The following is a 17280-nucleotide window of genomic DNA, read 5'->3' as shown; positions in this document are numbered from 1 at the left end:
GAAAAACTTGTCTGCAATATCTTGTTGTTTTGGTCGATAACAAGATACGCCGATTCTCAATTTTTAGCTAATTTCTATAATTCCAAAACAATCTCTAAGCGATATATGTTTATTTTTTGTTTTCTTCTTACGATAAAAATGCCTAAAGCATATAGCGTAAAGCCTAAATCAAAGTACGTGGATCAGTAACAACTCCTGTAACCGCTGCTGCTGCTGCAACAAGTGGCGAGGCTAAAAGTGTTCTTGCTCCCGGTCCTTGGCGGCCTTCAAAGTTTCTGTTTGATGTTGAAACTGCGTATTTTCCAGCAGGAATCTTATCATCATTCATTGCCAAACATGCCGAACAACCTGGTTGACGCAAAGCAAAGCCCGCTTCAGTCAAAATATCTAAAATGCCTTCTTCTTTGATTTGTGCCTCAACAACATGCGACCCTGGAACCAACCAAGCCGTTACGTTATCAGCTTTTTTACGCCCTTTAACGATTGATGCAAAAGCACGAAAATCTTCAATACGACCATTGGTACAGCTTCCCAAGAAAACATAGTCGATAGCCTTACCGATGATCGGCTCATTTTCGGCAAAACCCATGTAGCCTAATGATTTTTTGTAACTTGCCTCGCCATCTAAAACTTGATTTGCCAAAGGAATATTCTGAGAAATACCTGTACCTAAACCCGGGTTTGTTCCGTAGGTAATTTGTGGCTCAATGTCAGCGGCATCATAAGTATATTCCATATCGAAAACTGTACCTTCATCAGTTTTGAGGGTTTTCCAGTAAGCCAAAGCTCTGTCCCAAGCCTCGCCTTTTGGTGTTTGCTCTCGGCCTTTCAGATAAGCAAAAGTAGTTTCATCAGGAGCAATCATACCACCTCTCGCACCCATTTCGATTGACATATTACAAACCGTCATACGTCCCTCCATGCTCATTTTTTCAAAAACATCGCCTGCATATTCTACAAAATATCCTGTAGCACCCGCCGCCGAAAGTTGAGCAATGATATAAAGCGTAACGTCTTTTGGCATTACGGCTTTTCCGAGTTTGCCATTGACAGTTACACGCATTTTCTTTGGTTTTGGCTGCATAATACATTGCGAAGAAAGTACCATTTCTACCTCAGAAGTACCAATTCCGAAAGCAATCGCTCCAAAAGCACCGTGCGTAGATGTGTGCGAATCGCCACAAACAATGGTCATTCCTGGTTGTGTAATACCATTTTCTGGTCCAACTACGTGAACAATACCATTTTTTGCATGACCCAATCCCCAGTGAGAAATACCGTATTTAGCCGAGTTCGTTTCCAAAGCTTTCAACTGATTGGCTGAAAGTGGGTCTTGAACTGGTAAATGTTGGTTGATTGTTGGGGTGTTATGGTCGGCAGTTGCAAATGTACGATTCGGGAAAAGTACGCCTAAATCACGGCTTTCGAGACCTAAAAAGGCAACTGGACTCGTTACTTCATGAATAAAGTGGCGGTCAATAAGAAAAACATCGGGGCCATCTTCGATTTTACGAACGACGTGGGCATCCCATACTTTGTCGAATAATGATGTTGGTGCTGACATATTAATTTAATTATAAATTTTCTATGCCACAAAATTGAGTATAATTACCTAATAATGATTAACGAAATACGACCAAAAAATAGCGTTTTTGGTTTAAATAATTTTATTGGGCGTAAAACCGTATTTTTCTTTGAAGGCTTTGATAAAGTGAGAGACGCTTTCGTAGCCAATTTCGAGGCTTATTTCGGAAACGTTTTTTTGTGAATTTTGTAGAAGAAAAAAAGCGTATTCGAGGCGTTTGTTTTTTATCCAAACGGCAGGAGAAGTATTAAATTGCAGTTCAAAATCACGTTTAAATGCCGAAAGACTTCGGCCAGAAATACGTGCTAATTCATTAATAGACAATGGTTTAAGGTAATAATTTTCAAGGAAATAAGCCAAATCAACTTTTTGACCTTGATAAATATTGAATAAAGTTATTCGGAATTGATTGCTACGATCGAGGTCAAGCAGATGCAACATCAATTCGTCAAATTTTAATTTCAGAAATTGATTCAAAAGATTGGTTCTGGCACTAAAAAAAGGAATCAGCGAATCAACAAAAATATCAAAGTTGCTATTACTTTCTAAACTCAATATTTGTTCGAAAGAGCTTTGCGTATAATCTTCAAAAAGTGAGAGATTTTGTGCCACAAATTCTTTCAGTAATTTTTCGGGAAAGAAAAAAACAAGGCTACGATAATTGCTATCTATCGATTCATTCATAGAATAGCAACCACGCTGAAAAAATAAAATTTGCCCTTTTTTTACGTGAACATCTTGCGTAGGAGAAACAAATCGTTTTTCGCCTTCAAGTACATAAATGATGGCGTGTTCCTCAAAAAAAATTTCGTTTCTTGGTGGATAAATATTATTTCGATAAGCCACAAAAGTCATGTCTTGAATCTTCAAAGACTCAAATTCATTTGTATTTATCGAAGATGGTACACGAAGCATAATCTATAGTTTTAATTTCAAAGCTAAATTTATTACTCGTCCTTCCAAGGGAGCCCAAATAGGCATAAAACTTGGATTTGTTGAAGTTCCTGTAACCGTTTTTTCAAAGTTAGATTGACGAATATTCAATAAATTTTCTCCATTTACAACTAAACTTATATGTTCTCCAAACTTTCGCTCAATAGCCAAGGCCCAAAACCAATAATTTTTAACTCGTTGATTATCAAACAAATACTGATTTCCAACCCAACTGCTTTCAATACCAAAACGCCATTTTCCCTCAACTGAATAAGCAGCTGTCAAAGAAAACTTGTCTTGTGGACTAAATGGCAAATAAACTTTTTCAGTCGAATTTACTCTTCGAGCCAAAGTATGATTATAACCTAAATATAATTCATAATCATCAAGTGTCATGCGTAAATAAGTGTCAGTTCCAATGCTATTTACAGCATAACTGGCATTTTGCAAACGAGTTTTTGTGCCATCAGAAACGGCTACAATTGGATTTTTGATATTAGTATAATAAAAGGCTTGGTCAAGCTGAATCACTAATTTCTCGCCAATCGTTCCTTGATATGCCATATCTATATTACTTCCTATCGAAGATTCGGATTTAATATCTTTGCTCAGTGGCAACAAACTCCAATAATCAAGGCTTGTTTTGGCATTATTTGGCGTAAGATTTGCAAAAACATTAGGTGTTTTATAGCCAGTTCCTACGCTCCAACGAATGGTAAAATGCTCGGATGGTTTGGTCATCAATGAAATTCTTGGTAAGAAAAAATTACCGAAAACATTATGATTGTCGATACGAATACCTGTTTGTAGTGAAAGTTTTTTGACTATTTGCCAATCATTTTGAATAAAAAAACCAAGAGTTTGGTATTGATAATTAGTCAAAAGAGTATTATCTGGCACATTTTTCTTGAAATTTTCGAGAATAAGATTTGAGCCAACAATCAATTTTATTTTGCCTTTTTCTATAAAATCGGAAGCTTCGATATAAGAAGATGTCTGTTTGCCCCCAAAGGTTTGTGCCGCTTCGCTATTGGTTCGCTCAAAATTACTACTTGCCCCTTTGAACGTAAAAGTATGACCTTTTCGGAATTCATGATTAAAGTTATAATCAATGGTATGTCGCTGAAAATCGGTTGTTGAAACAAAACCCAAACTCGATGAAAAAACAGGGGCTAAATAGCCACCTTGACGCTTTTCTTTCACAAACGAATAGCCAATATTGATTTTGCTTTTTGGTAAAATTTGCCAGAAAAATCTTGGATGAAAAGTAAATTGTCTAATCAACGGACTATCTGAAAAGCTATCTCCATCAACATCTACAGCTTGTTGATGGGTGTAACCCGTAAAGAATGTCAAGCCTATTTTATCATATTTTTGGGCGTAGTAAGCATTTATATTTGTTTCTTTCAAAGTCGTTCGATTAACTACCATTGTTACTTCTGGTTTCTCAGAAGTTGGTGCTTTCGATACCAAATTTATCATTCCACCAATTGCCCCACCTCCATAAAGTGTTGATACCGAGCCTTTTACAACTTCAACTTGTTTCAAATCTAAAGGCGGAATTGCCAAAACGCCTAAGTTTCCCGAAAAACCTTCATAAAGTGGTAAACCATCACGCAGAATCTGTGTATATTTTGGGTCAAGTCCTTGCATACGAATCGCCTGATTGCCATTGGTTGCCGAAGTTCGTTGTACATGAATAATCGAAATATCACCCAAAATGCTACTCACATTTCCTGGTACAATCGTACTTTCTTCGTCCATATCTTCTTGCCCCAAAACCTCTACTTTGATTGGTAAATCTTCGATGCGAGAATTAGTACGGAATGCTGAAACGGTAACTTCTTCGAGGTCAGACTCTGAAGCTGAAAGTTGCACCACAAAAGGCTGCAAATTATTGGCAAATGGTAATTCTACTTCAAAAGTCTTTGTTTCGTAACCAACTGAACTTGCTTCAAAAATTTGCTTGCCTAATGGTAGATTTTTAAATTCAACTATGCCTTCAATATCTGCTAAAGCACCACTTTTGGCATTATTTTTCGGCTTTATTGTTGCTCCTATTAGAGGCTCATGGTTCTTATCATCTTGTACTCTAATCTTAATGTTTTGAGCAAAAATGCTTGAAAAAGCATAAAAAGTAAGCAAAATTATAAAGGAAATTCTTTTCATAAAGTATTATTTTTTGAACAAATTTAGAGCAGAATTCTGTAGAAAATTTGAAGAAACAAAGGTCAGCAATGTAGTTTAGTAAAGCAAAAGATTAACAAAAAAATAGGCTTAGCCAGCGATATTTAGCTAAGTTTATTCCTTTTATTTTGATTTTTTTAGCTCAATAGTGGGGAGCTTCTGAGTTTCTTGATATTTTGTGAACGTAACCGATTCGCTAAAAATCGGTAGAAAAATATAGCCAGTTAACCTCAAGCTATTGGCATCTTTCATTCGGATAAAGGCATCATAAGTTTTACCCGTTTTCAACTGAAATATTTTCCCATCTGTCCATTCGTTATCAACAAAAACAAAATCTCGCATGACAATCGTATTCATCCATTTTTCTTCTATAAGTCCTTTTGAGTCATCAATGGCATCAATTTTAACGTTATTATTATATTTTTTGAACCAAACAATTTTACCGAAATAATGCTCTTTTTCTTTGTAAACGTGTACTATTACATCTTTTTCTGGACTAATCCAATCGCCTAAAATTTGGTCAGCTTTGCTTGTTTGTGCATTGCTATTTGAAATACTGAAGATTCCAAAAAACAAAAAAATGATGCTTTTCATAAATAGGGATAACTATTAAAATTATTACATAAATTAAAGTTCTGATTAGTCATAAACAAATATGCTAACCAGAACTTCTTTACTTCTAAAACCAACTCCTTAATTATTTCCTTCTGGTCTTTTTCCTTTTTTACCTTTATGCGGTGGTGAGCCACCTTCTCCTCTTGAACCTCGCTCCTCTTTTTTCATTGCTTCAAATTTAGCAAATTGTTCTGCAGTAAGAATCGACTTTAATTTTGCTTTAAAATCATCTGCATTGGCTTTTAAGGCATCATTTTTTGCTTTTCCATCAATAGCACTTCCTTGAATTTGGTCAATTTTAGTAGCTCTTGCTAAAGTAATATCATACATTTTCTTAGATGTTGCCTCATTTAAACCCAAATCTTTGGTCATGCGGTCAGTCATTTTTCTCGCACGAGTAGCTGCATCAGCCATTGGGCGTTGTGGTTTGTCAGCTTTCGTATGCTTTTCAGGAGCTGGTGGTTGAGCAAGTATTGTTTGAGAACTTGCCATAACTGCTAATAAAATAAATACTTTGATTGGGTTCATTTTCTTTTAAAATTTAATGTTCTTTAGTTAGACGTAAAAATTACTATAATGTTTAAATTCGCTCGGTAAATTTAATTAGTCTTTAATTTAACTTCTATTTTATTATGCCTGTTGTAAGGTTTTGTCCAAAACTAATTCTTCTCTTCGGGTACTATCGACAACTGCTGGACGGTATTTTCCGAAAGGCATCATTATTAAGTTTTTAAAGTTAGCATTATCACATTCTTTCATGCAAGAATCAACACCAAAAATAGTTTTTTCGGCAGATAATGTTCTAAACGTACCAAAAAGTCTATCCCAAATACTCAAAACATCACCATAATTACTATCAGTATAAGGCTGTTGATAATGATGATGCACATGATGAAAATTTGGCGTAACAAATACACAGCTGATTATCCTGTCAATTCTTACAGGAATTCGGAAATTGGAGTGGGCAAAAACATTAGACAAAATTTGAATGAATTGGCGAAATAATATTGCCCAAAAAGCGGCTCCCGACAAGCAAACCCAAAGCACCAAAAACGAAAGACGGATAGTGGTTTCGCCTGGATGTTCACGTAAAGTAGAAGAAACATCAATCACTCGGTCGCTGTGATGCACAAGGTGAAACATCCAAAGGCGTTTAACTTTGTGCATAATTACATGGTAAACATATTCGCAAAAATCAAGAACAATAAAGGTCACTAAAAATAGCAACCACATATTTTTTATGTGAAACCAATTTAAAAGTCCCCAATGGTGAGCTGTCGCCCATTTTGTAGAAAACACAAATGCGATGCCCAACAAAAATTGAACAGGAATATCAAAAATCGTAAAAAGGCTATTGGTAAAAGCGTGTTTCCATTTTTTGTAGTTAAAATTTAAGCCAATGCTATTTTCAATATTCCACAAAAGAAACATCGAAGTACAGATTAAAATAATGCGGTGAGAGTCAGGCACATTGGAAAAATACTCAATGATGTTGTTCATAAAGGCAGGTGCTTATAAGGTTAGTAAGTAATAAGGCAAAGTTTGTTTAGGCAGCTACCAATACTTGTGACAAGTATTTTGTGGCTTCTCCAATAGTTATAAATTTATGGCTATCTTGGTCAGAAATATTAATGCTAAAATTTTGTTCAATAAGCATCTGCAATTCTGTCATATCGAGCGAGTCATAACCCAAATCTTTTATAAAATTAGATTCTGATGTAAGATTTTTGACAGAAATAACACCTTGGTTTTTGACAATTTCAATCAATTTTTCCTGAATATTGGTCATATATTTTTAAAGTTTAGAATTCGAACAAATCTCAGTATGTTTTCTTGATATAAAATTATTCTAGGATTAAAAGAAGATTAATTTTAGAAAGTCACTGCCATTAGTTACGTTATCTATAATGGAAAGGTGGGGTAAAGTGAAATTTAATCCTTAAAAAAACAATTCATAATAGTAAATCAAACGGTTAATTCTGTAGCAATTTTGAAGTTGTGAATTAAGAAAATAAATGTCTGTCGAATTTAATTCTCATTTAATTTTAGCTTATAACGATTTTAATGTTGCCGACCGAAGTTTGCATCAGAAAGTTCGCCAAACGAGTGAACCCAACAAATTTCAAAACTAATTAAGCACATGAAAAAGTCATTTTTGTTAGCCGCCATTGCCCTCACAACTTTAGTTGCACCTGCTACATTTGCTAAAGGTGGAGTAAAAAAACAAACACCAAAACAAGAGGCGAAAGCTCAGAAAAAACAAGAAAAAATAGCTGTTAATTCTGAGAAAAAAGAAGCAAAACCTCAAACAAAAGCAGGAGGTATATTCAAAAAAAATCGCCATCACAAAGCTAAAAAAGCTGCTTAATGCAGAAAAATGATTAAAAAGTAGTGTATTCAAATTATTATTTGTAAAGTTGCTTGGCTTTAAAGTCAAGCAACTTTTTTATTTGCTACGTATGAAAAACTGGATTCTTTATAGCATTATTTCGATGTTTTTTGCGGGTCTAACTTCGGTTATTGCCAAATTTGGTTTAAAAAACATCAGCTCCGACCTTGGGCTTGCTGTTCGCACAACGGTCGTTTTTGGCTTTGTGCTACTCAATTTTTTTATTTTTCAAGAAACCAAAGAAATACAAAACCTAACGACAAAATCAGTTATGTTTTTGGTGGTTTCTGGTCTGACTACAACCCTATCTTGGATTTTCTACTACAAGGCAATCCAAATCGGAGAAGTTTCTTATGTAGCTTCGATTGACAAAGGCAGTATTTTGATTACACTTTTACTATCATTTACTTTGCTAAAAGAACCTGTTACACCAAAAATAATTATCGGCGGAGGGCTAATTTTGATAGGTTTAATTGTGTTAGTTTGGAAATAGCTTTTCGTCCTCAGAAATAAATCTTGAAAAATAATTGTATTTTTGACACTTAATAATTTATTTCGCATCATATTCAATCTTTTTGAACGCTCCAAACACGAATCATTCATGTCAAAACTAAACATCACTCTTGGTCAGAAAGAGTATTTTCCATTCATAAAAAATGCTATTGCTTACGAAGGCCGCGAATCTAACAATTATTTAGCATTTAAGTATTATGATGCAAGCCGTATCGTAGCAGGCAAAACAATGGCCGAACACCTCCGTTTCGCAACTGCTTATTGGCACACATTCTGTGGCAATGGTGGCGACCCATTTGGTCCAGGAACTAAAGTTTTTCCTTGGGATTTAGCAAAAACACCATTAGATGCTGCCAAAGACAAATTGGATGCTGCATTTGAATTCATGACAAAGTTAGGTACACCTTTTTACTGTTTTCATGATATTGATATTGCTCCAGAAGGTAATTCTCAAGCAGAATTTGAGAAAAATGTGCAAACAATTGCTGCATTAGCCAAACTCAAACAAAAGGAAAGTGGCGTGAAATTGCTTTGGGGAACTGCCAATTTGTTTTCGCACAAACGCTACATGAATGGTGCCTCAACTAACCCTGACTTTTCGGTAGTTGCTCATGGTGGATTTCAAGTAAAAAATGCCATTGATGCAACCATCGAATTGGGTGGAGAAGGCTACGTTTTCTGGGGAGGACGTGAAGGTTATATGTCATTATTAAATACAAACACGAAAAAAGAAATTGACCATTTGGCTCAATTCCTTACAATTTCTCGTGATTATGCTCGTAAAAATGGCTTTACAGGTAAATTCTACATCGAGCCGAAACCTTGTGAACCATCGAAGCATCAATATGATTATGATGCTCAAACCGTAATTGGTTTCTTGCGTAATTATGGTTTAGACCAAGATTTTCAATTGAATGTAGAAGTAAATCATGCTACTTTGGCAGGACATACTTTTGCTCACGAACTTCAAATGGCAGCCGATGCAGGAATGTTGGGCAGCGTTGATGCCAACCGTGGTGATTACCAAAATGGTTGGGATACTGACCAATTTCCGGTTGATTTATTTGAATTGACCGAGGCAATGTTGGTTATCTTGGAAGCAGGTGGCTTGACAACTGGTGGTGTAAACTTTGATGCAAAAACTCGTAGAAACTCAACTGATTTAGACGATATTTTCATTGCTCATATTGCAGGTATGGACGCATTTGCTCGTGCTTTGTTGGTGGCAAATGATATTCTCGAAAAATCGGAATACAAAAAATTGCGTGCCAATCGCTACGCATCATTTGATGGCGGCAATGGTGCTTTGTATGAAGCAGGAAAATTAGGGTTAGAAGATTTACACCGAATTGCTCTCAGCAATGGCGAACCACAACAAATAAGTGGCAAACAAGAATTGTTTGAGATGATTATCAATCAATATATTTGATAAAATTCATAAAAACCTGCAAAGTGCAAAACTTTGCAGGTTTTTATCATGACTAAATACTCCCTTCGGCAATATCCATCAACTGTTTAATATTTATCACTATCTCAGTATTTGGAGGCAATTCTATGCCTTGTGCAACTACCTGATAGCCAGTCAATAAAACCTTTATTGTAGGAAAATTTTCTCCCAGACGATTTACATAATTTTGAATTTCATCTTGGCCTGGCGTTGAAGTAATTACTGAAAATAGGTAATCTGGCTTATGCAATTCGCACACAAATTGAAGCTCATTGAAAGGTAAACTTTGTCCTAAATAAACTACTTTATTGTTTCTTGCCCGAAGAACATAATTAGCAAAAAGCAATGGAATTTCGTGTAACTCGCCTTCTGGAGTATATAAAATATATTTTTTGGAATTAGCATTCAATCTTATCACTTGCCCTTCAATCGCTACAATAATTTTCTGACGTATCAAGTTCGTAATAAAATGCTCTTGTGCTGGGCCAATCGAACCTGTAACCCACAGTATACCAATGCGACTCAAAAAAGGATAAATGATATTAATCATTGTGTTTTCAAAGCCAAATTGCAAAATATTGGTCGCCATTATTTTTTCAAAACGGTCTTCATCCATATCAATCATTGCAATGGTAAGGGAATGAATCTGGTCAGGATAATTTAACTGTCGCTCCGAAATCGCCAAAACTTCTTTTGATAATTCTTCAAGGCTTAGTTGTGCAATTTTAGAAATTTTATAATTATGCGATTGTAATAAAGCAATATTAAGCACTAATTTTAAGTCTTTATCATCATAAGTACGAATATTGGTATCAGTCCTTTTAGGATTGATAATATTGTACCTTTGCTCCCAAATTCTGAGCGTATGAGCCTTAATCCCAGATAGTTGTTCTAAATCTTTTATAGAATAATTACTCATGTGTTGGACTTTAATGAAAAGCTAAACCCTCATTTCTTCTAAAATTAAGGTGCAATAGTGTCTTAAAGTTTTGATAAAAAAAAAGGAGCATTAAACTTTTACAAATAAATAATACAGCTATAACCCTATATTTATCTATTTGTTTAAGAAAAACAATTATCTCTATTAAAAAAAACAGATAAACCATCAAAAAGCCCGTATTGAAAATTCAATACGGGCTTTTTGATATATAAATTTATAACCTATTCCATTACGAAAGGATATTCAGTATCCATATAAACATCTTTAAATGCCTCAGAAGCATCTGGATAAGGCGATTCTTCTGCAAATTTTACCGAAGCCTCTACTTTTTCTTTCACACGAGCATCAATCACTTCTAATTCAGCTTCTGTAGCAATGCCATTTGTCAAAATTCTATCACGGCACATTTCTAAAGGGTCACGGCTTTTCCATTGCTCAACCTCTTCTTTTGTACGGTATTTTTGTGGGTCAGACATTGAGTGTCCACGGAAACGATAGGTTTTAAATTCTAAGAATGTTGGTCCTTCACCTGCTCTTGCACGGTCAGCGGCACGTTTTACTGCTTCATGCACCATTTCCACATCCATTCCATCAACTGGCTCGGCTGGCATATCGTAGCCTTCGCCAATTGTATAAAGTTCACGCACGTTTGATGTACGCTCAACCGAAGTTCCCATGGCATAACCATTGTTTTCTACAACAAAAATTACTGGTAATTTCCAAGTCATTGCCATATTGAAGGCTTCATGCAAAGCACCTTGACGCACCGCACCATCACCAAAATAACACATACAAAGGTTTTTTGTGCCTTTATATTTTTCGGCAAAAGCGATACCTGCACCGAGTGGAATTTGAGCTCCAACGATGCCGTGTCCACCGATAAAATTAACTTCTTTGTCGAAAATGTGCATCGAACCGCCTTTTCCTTTGGTCGTGCCAGTTGCTTTTCCGAAAAGCTCTGCCATGATTCTGTTCGGGTCAGTTCCCAAAGCCAACGGATGGCCGTGGTCACGGTATGCCGTAATCCATTTATCATCTTTTGTTAAGGCAGAAACCGCTCCTGAAGAACAAGCCTCTTGGCCAATATATAAATGGCAAAATCCACGAATCTTTTGCTGACCATATAATTGCCCAGCTTTTTCCTCAAATTTTCTCTGAAGGTACATTGATTCGTACCAATACATATAAGTTTCTTTACTGTATTTAACCTTTGGAGCTTTTTCTTTAGTAGATGCCATTTTGACTTCTTGAATCTTTTATGGTGAATGTAAATCGCTTAGAATAAATGCAAATTTATGAATTAAATCAATATGCTCAAAGAGTTCTGAATTCTGAGTTCTGAATTCAGAGTTTTTTAACTATAAAGAGCTTATTAACAGGCAATTATGAATAAAGAACATCTTTTCTTAGTAGTATTCTTCCTATTAAAATCACGTAGGAATTAAATATTGGTAGAAAAAGAATCAAAAATATATTCTCATGCTGTTAGGTATGAAACATTTTGAAAATTTATTTTTCAAAAAAAAGCCTATCTGCTTTTCAACAAATAGGCTTTTTATTTCAGTTTTATAAAAACTACACTTTGATTTCAACATCAACACCACTTGGTAGCTCCAATTTCATCAAGGCATCTACTGTTTTCGGGCTTGCCGAATAGATGTCAATTAGACGTTTGTAAGTACACAATTGGAATTGCTCACGTGCTTTTTTGTTAACGTGTGGTGAACGCAAAACAGTGAAGATTTCTTTGCGAGTTGGCAACGGAATTGGACCGCTAACAACTGCACCTGTAGATTTTACAGCTTTCACAATTCTTTCAGCCGATTTGTCCACTAAATTGTGGTCAAATGACTTCAATTTGATTCTGATTTTTTGTGACATTGGTTCAAGTATTTAAAGTGAGAAAAAACCCTTGGCGAAAGAACCATTTGCTTCGACAAAGAACAAGATACTATTTGTATCGGGGTACAAAATTAGGGAAAATATTTTTTATTTGAAAGTTTTCTTTACAAAACCGAATTCTCAGGCTTGCCTCCCAACTTATAAGGATAGTCGGTTGTGAAATGTAAACCTCGACTTTCTTTGCGTTTCATGGCACATTTAATAACCATTTCAGCACATTGAACCAAGTTTCTTAATTCACACAATTTCATCGAAAGTTTAGTTTTTTTATAAAATTCTTCGGTTTCTTCTTTAATTAATTTCAAACGTCGCATGGCACGCTCCAAGCGGAAATCTGAGCGAACGATTCCGACGTAATCGGCCATCATTCTTTGTAATTCTCGAAGGTTATGCGTTACTAAAATTTCTTCGTTCGATTGCTCAGTACCGAATTCATTCCAATCTGGCACATTTTCTTGGAAACTCAGGTTATCGAAATCGTGAAGTGCTTCGAGTGCTATTCGATGACCAAAAACGGCCGCTTCAAGCAAAGAATTTGATGCTAAACGATTTGCTCCGTGCAAACCTGTTGACGAACATTCGCCACAAGCAAACAAACGATTGATGGTTGAACGCCCCATTTCATCAACTAAAATTCCACCGCACAAATAATGGGCCGCTGGAACTACTGGTATTTGGTCTTTTGTAATATCAAGACCAATGCTCAAACATTTTTCATAAATATTAGGAAAATGCTGCAAAATTAGCTCTTTTGGCTTGAATGAAATATCGAGATAAACGTGATCATCGCCCGTTTTTTTCATTTCGGCATCAATCGAGCGGGCAACAATATCACGTGGTGCAAGCGACCCACGTGGGTCGTAGCCCATCATAAATTCTTCGCCATTTTTGTTTTTCAAAACCCCACCTTCACCACGAACTGCTTCGGTAATCAAGAAACTTGGGTATTCTCCTGGATTATAAAGTGATGTTGGATGAAACTGAATCATTTCCATGTCTCGCACTCGACCTTTTGCTCGGTAAACCATAGCAATGCCATCGCCAGTGGCTATTACAGGATTTGTTGTTGCCGAATAAATATGTCCAGCTCCACCTGTTGCCATTATGGTCATTTTCGACAAAATGGTTTCCACTTCGCCACTCTGTAAATTTAAGGCATAAACGCCGTAACAAGTTACATCATTGGTTTCACGGTTTACTTCGATACCCAAATGGTGTTGCGTAATAATTTCGACGGCATAGTAATGCGTCAAAATTTCGATGTTCGGGTTTTTGCTTACTTCTTCGAGCAAAGCACGTTCGATTTCTTTACCTGTGATGTCTTTATAGTGTAAGATGCGTTTTTCCGAATGTCCGCCTTCACGAGTGAGGTCATATTCTCCATCATGTTTGTCGAAATTTGTGCCGTACTTTATCAATTCTTGTATACGGTCAGGGCCTTCTTTTACTACAATTTCAACGATTTTTCGGTCGCAAAGTCCATCACCCGCAATAAGCGTATCGCTGATATGTTTCTCGAAAGAATCGGTATCTGGGTCGAAAACTGCGGCAATGCCACCTTGTGCATATTTTGTATTGGTTTCGTCGGCATTTACTTTCGTCAAAACCAAAACCTTGCCTTTTGCCGAGGCTTTGAGTGCAAAACTCAAACCCGCAATACCCGAACCTATAACTAAAAAATCTACTTTTTGCATGAAATTCAATGAGTGATTGTGTGAAGCGGTACGCCGCCCGTTCCGAATGAGTGAATGATATAAACATTCAAAGTTATTGCAAATTCCTAATTCTAAATCGCACGGGCGACCCCGTCTTATTTCTTATTTCTTTCCTACTTCTCCCAATCAAACGAACGCTTAATGGCCTTCTTCCAACCTGTATAAAGTTTTTTGCGTTCGGTGGCCTTCATCTTGGGTTTCCATGTTTTGTCTTTGCCCCAGTTTTGTAGCAAATCGTCTAAATTTGCCCAAAACCCAACGGCCAAACCTGCGGCATAAGCTGCACCCAAAGCAGTAGTTTCAATCATTTTTGGACGAATAACTGGCACTTTTAACATATCTGACTGAAATTGCATCAATAATTCGTTTACAACCATTCCGCCGTCAACTCGTAAAGACGTAACTTCAATGCCCGAATCTTTTTCCATTGCTTCCAGCACATCTCTAGTCTGATAAGCGGTTGCTTCCAAAACTGCCCGTGCAATGTGTCCTTTATTCACATAGCGAGTTAAACCCGCAATTACGCCACGAGCCGACGATTTCCAATAAGGGGCATAAAGCCCCGAAAATGCAGGAACGAAATATGCTCCGCCATTATCTTCCACGGTTTTTGCCAAAGCCTCTACATCGGTACTTTTTTCTATCATTCCCATATTGTCTCGTAGCCATTGCACCAATGCACCTGCAATTGCTACCGAGCCTTCGAGAGCATAATGAACTGGTTGGTTCTCAAATTGATAAGCAACCGTTGTGAGTAAACCATGCTTCGACGGAACGATTTCTGTACCTGTATTCATCAACATAAAACAACCTGTTCCGTAAGTGTTTTTGGCTTCTCCAGGTTGATAGCAAGTTTGTCCAACGAGTGCAGCTTGTTGATCGCCCAAGATTCCTGCTAACGGAACCCCTTTCATTGTATCGGAAGTAATATGCCCATAAACTTTGCTACTTGGCTCAATTTTAGGCAACATTTGTAGCGGAATGTTCATAATTGCTGCCAATTCTGCATCCCATTTAACGGTTTCAAGGTTCATTAATTGCGTGCGACTGGCGTTGGTTACGTCGGTAATGTGTAAACCACCTTTTATTCCACCTGTCAAGTTCCACATCAAGAACGTATCCATATTGCCAAAAATGGCATCACCTTTTTCGGCATCTTCACGTACGCCAGCAATGTTATCCAGAATCCATTTTATCTTTAAACCACTAAAATAAGTCGCCAAAGGTAACCCAGTGCGGTCTTGAAAAAATTGTGAACCATGACTTTTTGTGAGAGCGTTTACAGTTTCGCCCACACGTGTATCTTGCCAAACGAGGGCGTTATAATAGGCTTTTCCTGTGCGTTTATTCCAAACAACGGCGGTTTCTCGTTGGTTTGTAATTCCACAGGCTGCAATATCTTCGACCTTAATATTTTTATTGATACGAGCCAAGGCGATTACTTCGAGCGTATTTTTCCAAATTTCTTCTGAATTATGCTCAACCCAACCTGGTTTTGGATAAATCTGTTCGTGTTCTTTTTGTCCAACCGAAACGATATTTCCTTTTTTGTCAAAAATAATGCAACGGGTGCTAGTTGTGCCTTGGTCGATTGATGCAATGTATTTCATAGAATTGGTTTTGTTGAATAGGTATTTTTATAGGGTTGAATTTGTTGGTCAAATATAGAAATAATTATTGTTAATATTTCAACTTGACGGGTTACAAACCCGTCGTACAAAAAACTACTTCCTTTCAATTAAAGCCATATAAAAACCGTCAAATCCATCATTTGCGGGCGAAGTGCGTTTTTCTTCAATTAACTGATATTCAGGATTTTGTGCAATGAATTTTTGTACTTGTTCTTCGCTTTCAGAAGGTAAAATGCTGCACGTGGCATAAACCATTTTACCCCCGTGTTTGAGCATTTTTGAATAATTCGTTATGATTTCTGCTTGTGTATGTTTGATTTTTTCGAGAAAATCGCTTTTCAATTTCCATTTTGCATCAGGATTTCGGCGTAAAACTCCCAAGCCTGAACAAGGTACATCAAGCAACAGTCGATCGGCACTTTCTCGTAATCTTTTAACGGTTTTTGCTTCAATGAGCTTGGTTTCTACATTGCCGATTCCGTTGCGTTTGGCTCGGCGTTGCAGTTCTTGGAGTTTATAATCTTCCACATCCATCGCTATGATTCGACCTTTGTTTTCCATCAATGTTGCCAAATGAAGGGTTTTTCCGCCCGCACCTGCACAAGCATCAATTACTCGCATTCCTGCACGAACATCCAAAAATGAGGCAATTAACTGACTACCAGCATCTTGCACTTCAAATAAGCCTTTCTTGAAAAGTTCAGTTGCGAAAACATTGGCACGTTTGGGAAGTACCAAAGCGTCATCCACATTTAACAAAGTTTCGGTGTCGATACCAATTTCACTAAAAGCCTTTTTTAAATCTAACTTATTGGTTTTCAGTGTATTAGTTCGTAACACAACTTTGGCTTGTTGATTCATGGCGTGAATTTCATCATCCCATTTTTCGCCTAATTCTTGCTCGCCAATTGTATCCATCCAATCTGGGATTGATTCTCTGACTTTTCTAATTTCCTTTGCTTCCTCTTTACGAGCTAAAATTTCTTTTGGGTTGAGTTTCACAAACTCTGTCCATTCGGGCAATTTATCACCTTGCAGCACTCGCCACGAACCAAAAAGTTGCCAAAAAAGTGCTTCCTCCTCAACTTTTACACAATTGATATTTGAGACGAATTTTAGCAATCGCCACCAACGAACAATTTCATAAGTATTTTCGGCAATAAATGCTCTGTCTCGACTGCCCCATTTTTTATTTGATTTCAAAACCTGCTCAATGACCTTGTCGGCCTGCCGATTTTCGTTAAAAATCTGCTGCAAGGCAAAAACTATGGCTTCGACTAAAACTCGGTGATATTTCATGTAGATTATAATGTTTCTTTTTTAACTTTATCCCAAAATTAACCTTCTTTCTTATAGCAATGAAAAAAATATTTTTTGTCGGCTTATTTCTCAGTACATTTTTCAGTATTTCTGCCCAAGAGTT

At 36.7% G+C, this 17280-nt stretch carries 16 protein-coding genes; 3 read left to right on the top strand and 13 right to left on the bottom strand.

What is annotated here, in order from left to right; all coding sequences use genetic code 11:
• Positions 1 to 163 precede the first annotated feature (163 nt).
• From leuC to ACH2CJ_RS01455, 7 genes are all read right to left on the bottom strand, one after another.
• Positions 164 to 1564, bottom strand: coding sequence for a 3-isopropylmalate dehydratase large subunit (leuC, locus tag ACH2CJ_RS01485; protein WP_394990300.1), 1401 nt, complete (start codon positions 1562 to 1564; stop codon positions 164 to 166).
• A 93-nt stretch (positions 1565 to 1657) separates the two neighbouring features.
• Positions 1658 to 2500: a helix-turn-helix transcriptional regulator gene (locus ACH2CJ_RS01480; protein WP_394990299.1), complete on the bottom strand. Its 843-nt coding sequence runs from the start codon at positions 2498 to 2500 to the stop codon at positions 1658 to 1660.
• Between the two features lie 3 nt (positions 2501 to 2503).
• Entirely contained in the window at positions 2504 to 4687 is a 2184-nt protein-coding gene (locus tag ACH2CJ_RS01475) for a TonB-dependent receptor domain-containing protein (RefSeq protein ID WP_394990298.1), read from the bottom strand.
• A 141-nt stretch (positions 4688 to 4828) separates the two neighbouring features.
• On the bottom strand, positions 4829 to 5299 hold the full coding sequence (locus ACH2CJ_RS01470; RefSeq protein ID WP_394990297.1) for a DUF2147 domain-containing protein: 471 nt from the start codon (positions 5297 to 5299) through the stop codon (positions 4829 to 4831).
• A gap of 99 nt (positions 5300 to 5398) precedes the next feature.
• Positions 5399 to 5848: a DUF4890 domain-containing protein gene (locus ACH2CJ_RS01465; RefSeq protein WP_394990296.1), complete on the bottom strand. Its 450-nt coding sequence runs from the start codon at positions 5846 to 5848 to the stop codon at positions 5399 to 5401.
• 102 nt (positions 5849 to 5950) lie between these two features.
• Entirely contained in the window at positions 5951 to 6820 is an 870-nt protein-coding gene (locus tag ACH2CJ_RS01460; RefSeq protein ID WP_394990295.1) for a sterol desaturase family protein, read from the bottom strand.
• Between the two features lie 46 nt (positions 6821 to 6866).
• Entirely contained in the window at positions 6867 to 7109 is a 243-nt protein-coding gene (locus ACH2CJ_RS01455; protein ID WP_394990294.1) for a phosphopantetheine-binding protein, read from the bottom strand.
• 351 nt (positions 7110 to 7460) lie between these two features.
• Here ACH2CJ_RS01455 and ACH2CJ_RS01450 point away from each other — a divergent pair, with 351 nt between their 5' ends.
• The 3 genes from ACH2CJ_RS01450 to xylA all read left to right on the top strand — a co-directional run bounded on the left by ACH2CJ_RS01450 (position 7461) and on the right by xylA (position 9651).
• Positions 7461 to 7688: a hypothetical protein gene (locus tag ACH2CJ_RS01450; protein WP_394990293.1), complete on the top strand. Its 228-nt coding sequence runs from the start codon at positions 7461 to 7463 to the stop codon at positions 7686 to 7688.
• A gap of 91 nt (positions 7689 to 7779) precedes the next feature.
• Positions 7780 to 8202, top strand: coding sequence for an EamA family transporter (locus tag ACH2CJ_RS01445; RefSeq protein WP_394990292.1), 423 nt, complete (start codon positions 7780 to 7782; stop codon positions 8200 to 8202).
• Between the two features lie 108 nt (positions 8203 to 8310).
• Positions 8311 to 9651, top strand: a complete 1341-nt coding sequence (gene xylA, locus ACH2CJ_RS01440; protein WP_394990291.1) for a xylose isomerase — start codon at positions 8311 to 8313, stop codon at positions 9649 to 9651.
• Between the two features lie 52 nt (positions 9652 to 9703).
• On the opposite strand, the gene ACH2CJ_RS01435 is transcribed toward xylA, so the two are convergent.
• From ACH2CJ_RS01435 to ACH2CJ_RS01410, 6 genes are all read right to left on the bottom strand, one after another.
• Positions 9704 to 10588, bottom strand: a complete 885-nt coding sequence (locus tag ACH2CJ_RS01435; RefSeq protein ID WP_394990290.1) for a MerR family transcriptional regulator — start codon at positions 10586 to 10588, stop codon at positions 9704 to 9706.
• A gap of 242 nt (positions 10589 to 10830) precedes the next feature.
• Positions 10831 to 11847 (bottom strand): pyruvate dehydrogenase (acetyl-transferring) E1 component subunit alpha, encoded by a 1017-nt coding sequence (gene pdhA / locus ACH2CJ_RS01430; RefSeq protein WP_394990289.1) that lies wholly within the window; start codon positions 11845 to 11847, stop codon positions 10831 to 10833.
• A 337-nt stretch (positions 11848 to 12184) separates the two neighbouring features.
• Positions 12185 to 12490: a 30S ribosomal protein S10 gene (rpsJ, locus tag ACH2CJ_RS01425; protein ID WP_015028736.1), complete on the bottom strand. Its 306-nt coding sequence runs from the start codon at positions 12488 to 12490 to the stop codon at positions 12185 to 12187.
• A gap of 125 nt (positions 12491 to 12615) precedes the next feature.
• A complete protein-coding gene (gene nadB, locus ACH2CJ_RS01420) occupies positions 12616 to 14205 on the bottom strand; it encodes an L-aspartate oxidase (RefSeq protein WP_394990288.1) in 1590 nt (529 codons plus the stop codon).
• 134 nt (positions 14206 to 14339) lie between these two features.
• On the bottom strand, positions 14340 to 15836 hold the full coding sequence (gene glpK / locus ACH2CJ_RS01415) for a glycerol kinase GlpK (RefSeq protein WP_394990287.1): 1497 nt from the start codon (positions 15834 to 15836) through the stop codon (positions 14340 to 14342).
• Between the two features lie 114 nt (positions 15837 to 15950).
• On the bottom strand, positions 15951 to 17156 hold the full coding sequence (locus ACH2CJ_RS01410) for an RsmB/NOP family class I SAM-dependent RNA methyltransferase (protein ID WP_394990286.1): 1206 nt from the start codon (positions 17154 to 17156) through the stop codon (positions 15951 to 15953).
• Between the last annotated feature and the right edge of the window lie 124 nt (positions 17157 to 17280).

It is taken from the genome of Emticicia sp. (assembly GCF_043780375.1).
Classification (GTDB): Bacteria; Bacteroidota; Bacteroidia; order Cytophagales; family Spirosomataceae; genus Emticicia.
The sequence above is the reverse complement of the archived record's forward strand: the minus strand, read 5'-3'. Positions and strand labels throughout refer to the sequence as shown.

Coding starts and splice junctions, on each gene's coding strand:
- ACH2CJ_RS01435 (WP_394990290.1), bottom strand. CDS start 10,588: ATGAGTAATTATTCTATAAAAGATTTAGAACAACTATCTGGGATTAAG.
- ACH2CJ_RS01480 (WP_394990299.1), bottom strand. CDS start 2,500: ATGCTTCGTGTACCATCTTCGATAAATACAAATGAATTTGAGTCTTTG.
- ACH2CJ_RS01475 (WP_394990298.1), bottom strand. CDS start 4,687: ATGAAAAGAATTTCCTTTATAATTTTGCTTACTTTTTATGCTTTTTCA.
- rpsJ (WP_015028736.1), bottom strand. CDS start 12,490: ATGTCACAAAAAATCAGAATCAAATTGAAGTCATTTGACCACAATTTA.
- ACH2CJ_RS01450 (WP_394990293.1), top strand. CDS start 7,461: ATGAAAAAGTCATTTTTGTTAGCCGCCATTGCCCTCACAACTTTAGTT.
- ACH2CJ_RS01410 (WP_394990286.1), bottom strand. CDS start 17,156: ATGAAATATCACCGAGTTTTAGTCGAAGCCATAGTTTTTGCCTTGCAG.
- nadB (WP_394990288.1), bottom strand. CDS start 14,205: ATGCAAAAAGTAGATTTTTTAGTTATAGGTTCGGGTATTGCGGGTTTG.
- xylA (WP_394990291.1), top strand. CDS start 8,311: ATGTCAAAACTAAACATCACTCTTGGTCAGAAAGAGTATTTTCCATTC.
- ACH2CJ_RS01460 (WP_394990295.1), bottom strand. CDS start 6,820: ATGAACAACATCATTGAGTATTTTTCCAATGTGCCTGACTCTCACCGC.
- pdhA (WP_394990289.1), bottom strand. CDS start 11,847: ATGGCATCTACTAAAGAAAAAGCTCCAAAGGTTAAATACAGTAAAGAA.
- ACH2CJ_RS01455 (WP_394990294.1), bottom strand. CDS start 7,109: ATGACCAATATTCAGGAAAAATTGATTGAAATTGTCAAAAACCAAGGT.
- leuC (WP_394990300.1), bottom strand. CDS start 1,564: ATGTCAGCACCAACATCATTATTCGACAAAGTATGGGATGCCCACGTC.
- glpK (WP_394990287.1), bottom strand. CDS start 15,836: ATGAAATACATTGCATCAATCGACCAAGGCACAACTAGCACCCGTTGC.
- ACH2CJ_RS01465 (WP_394990296.1), bottom strand. CDS start 5,848: ATGAACCCAATCAAAGTATTTATTTTATTAGCAGTTATGGCAAGTTCT.
- ACH2CJ_RS01445 (WP_394990292.1), top strand. CDS start 7,780: ATGAAAAACTGGATTCTTTATAGCATTATTTCGATGTTTTTTGCGGGT.
- ACH2CJ_RS01470 (WP_394990297.1), bottom strand. CDS start 5,299: ATGAAAAGCATCATTTTTTTGTTTTTTGGAATCTTCAGTATTTCAAAT.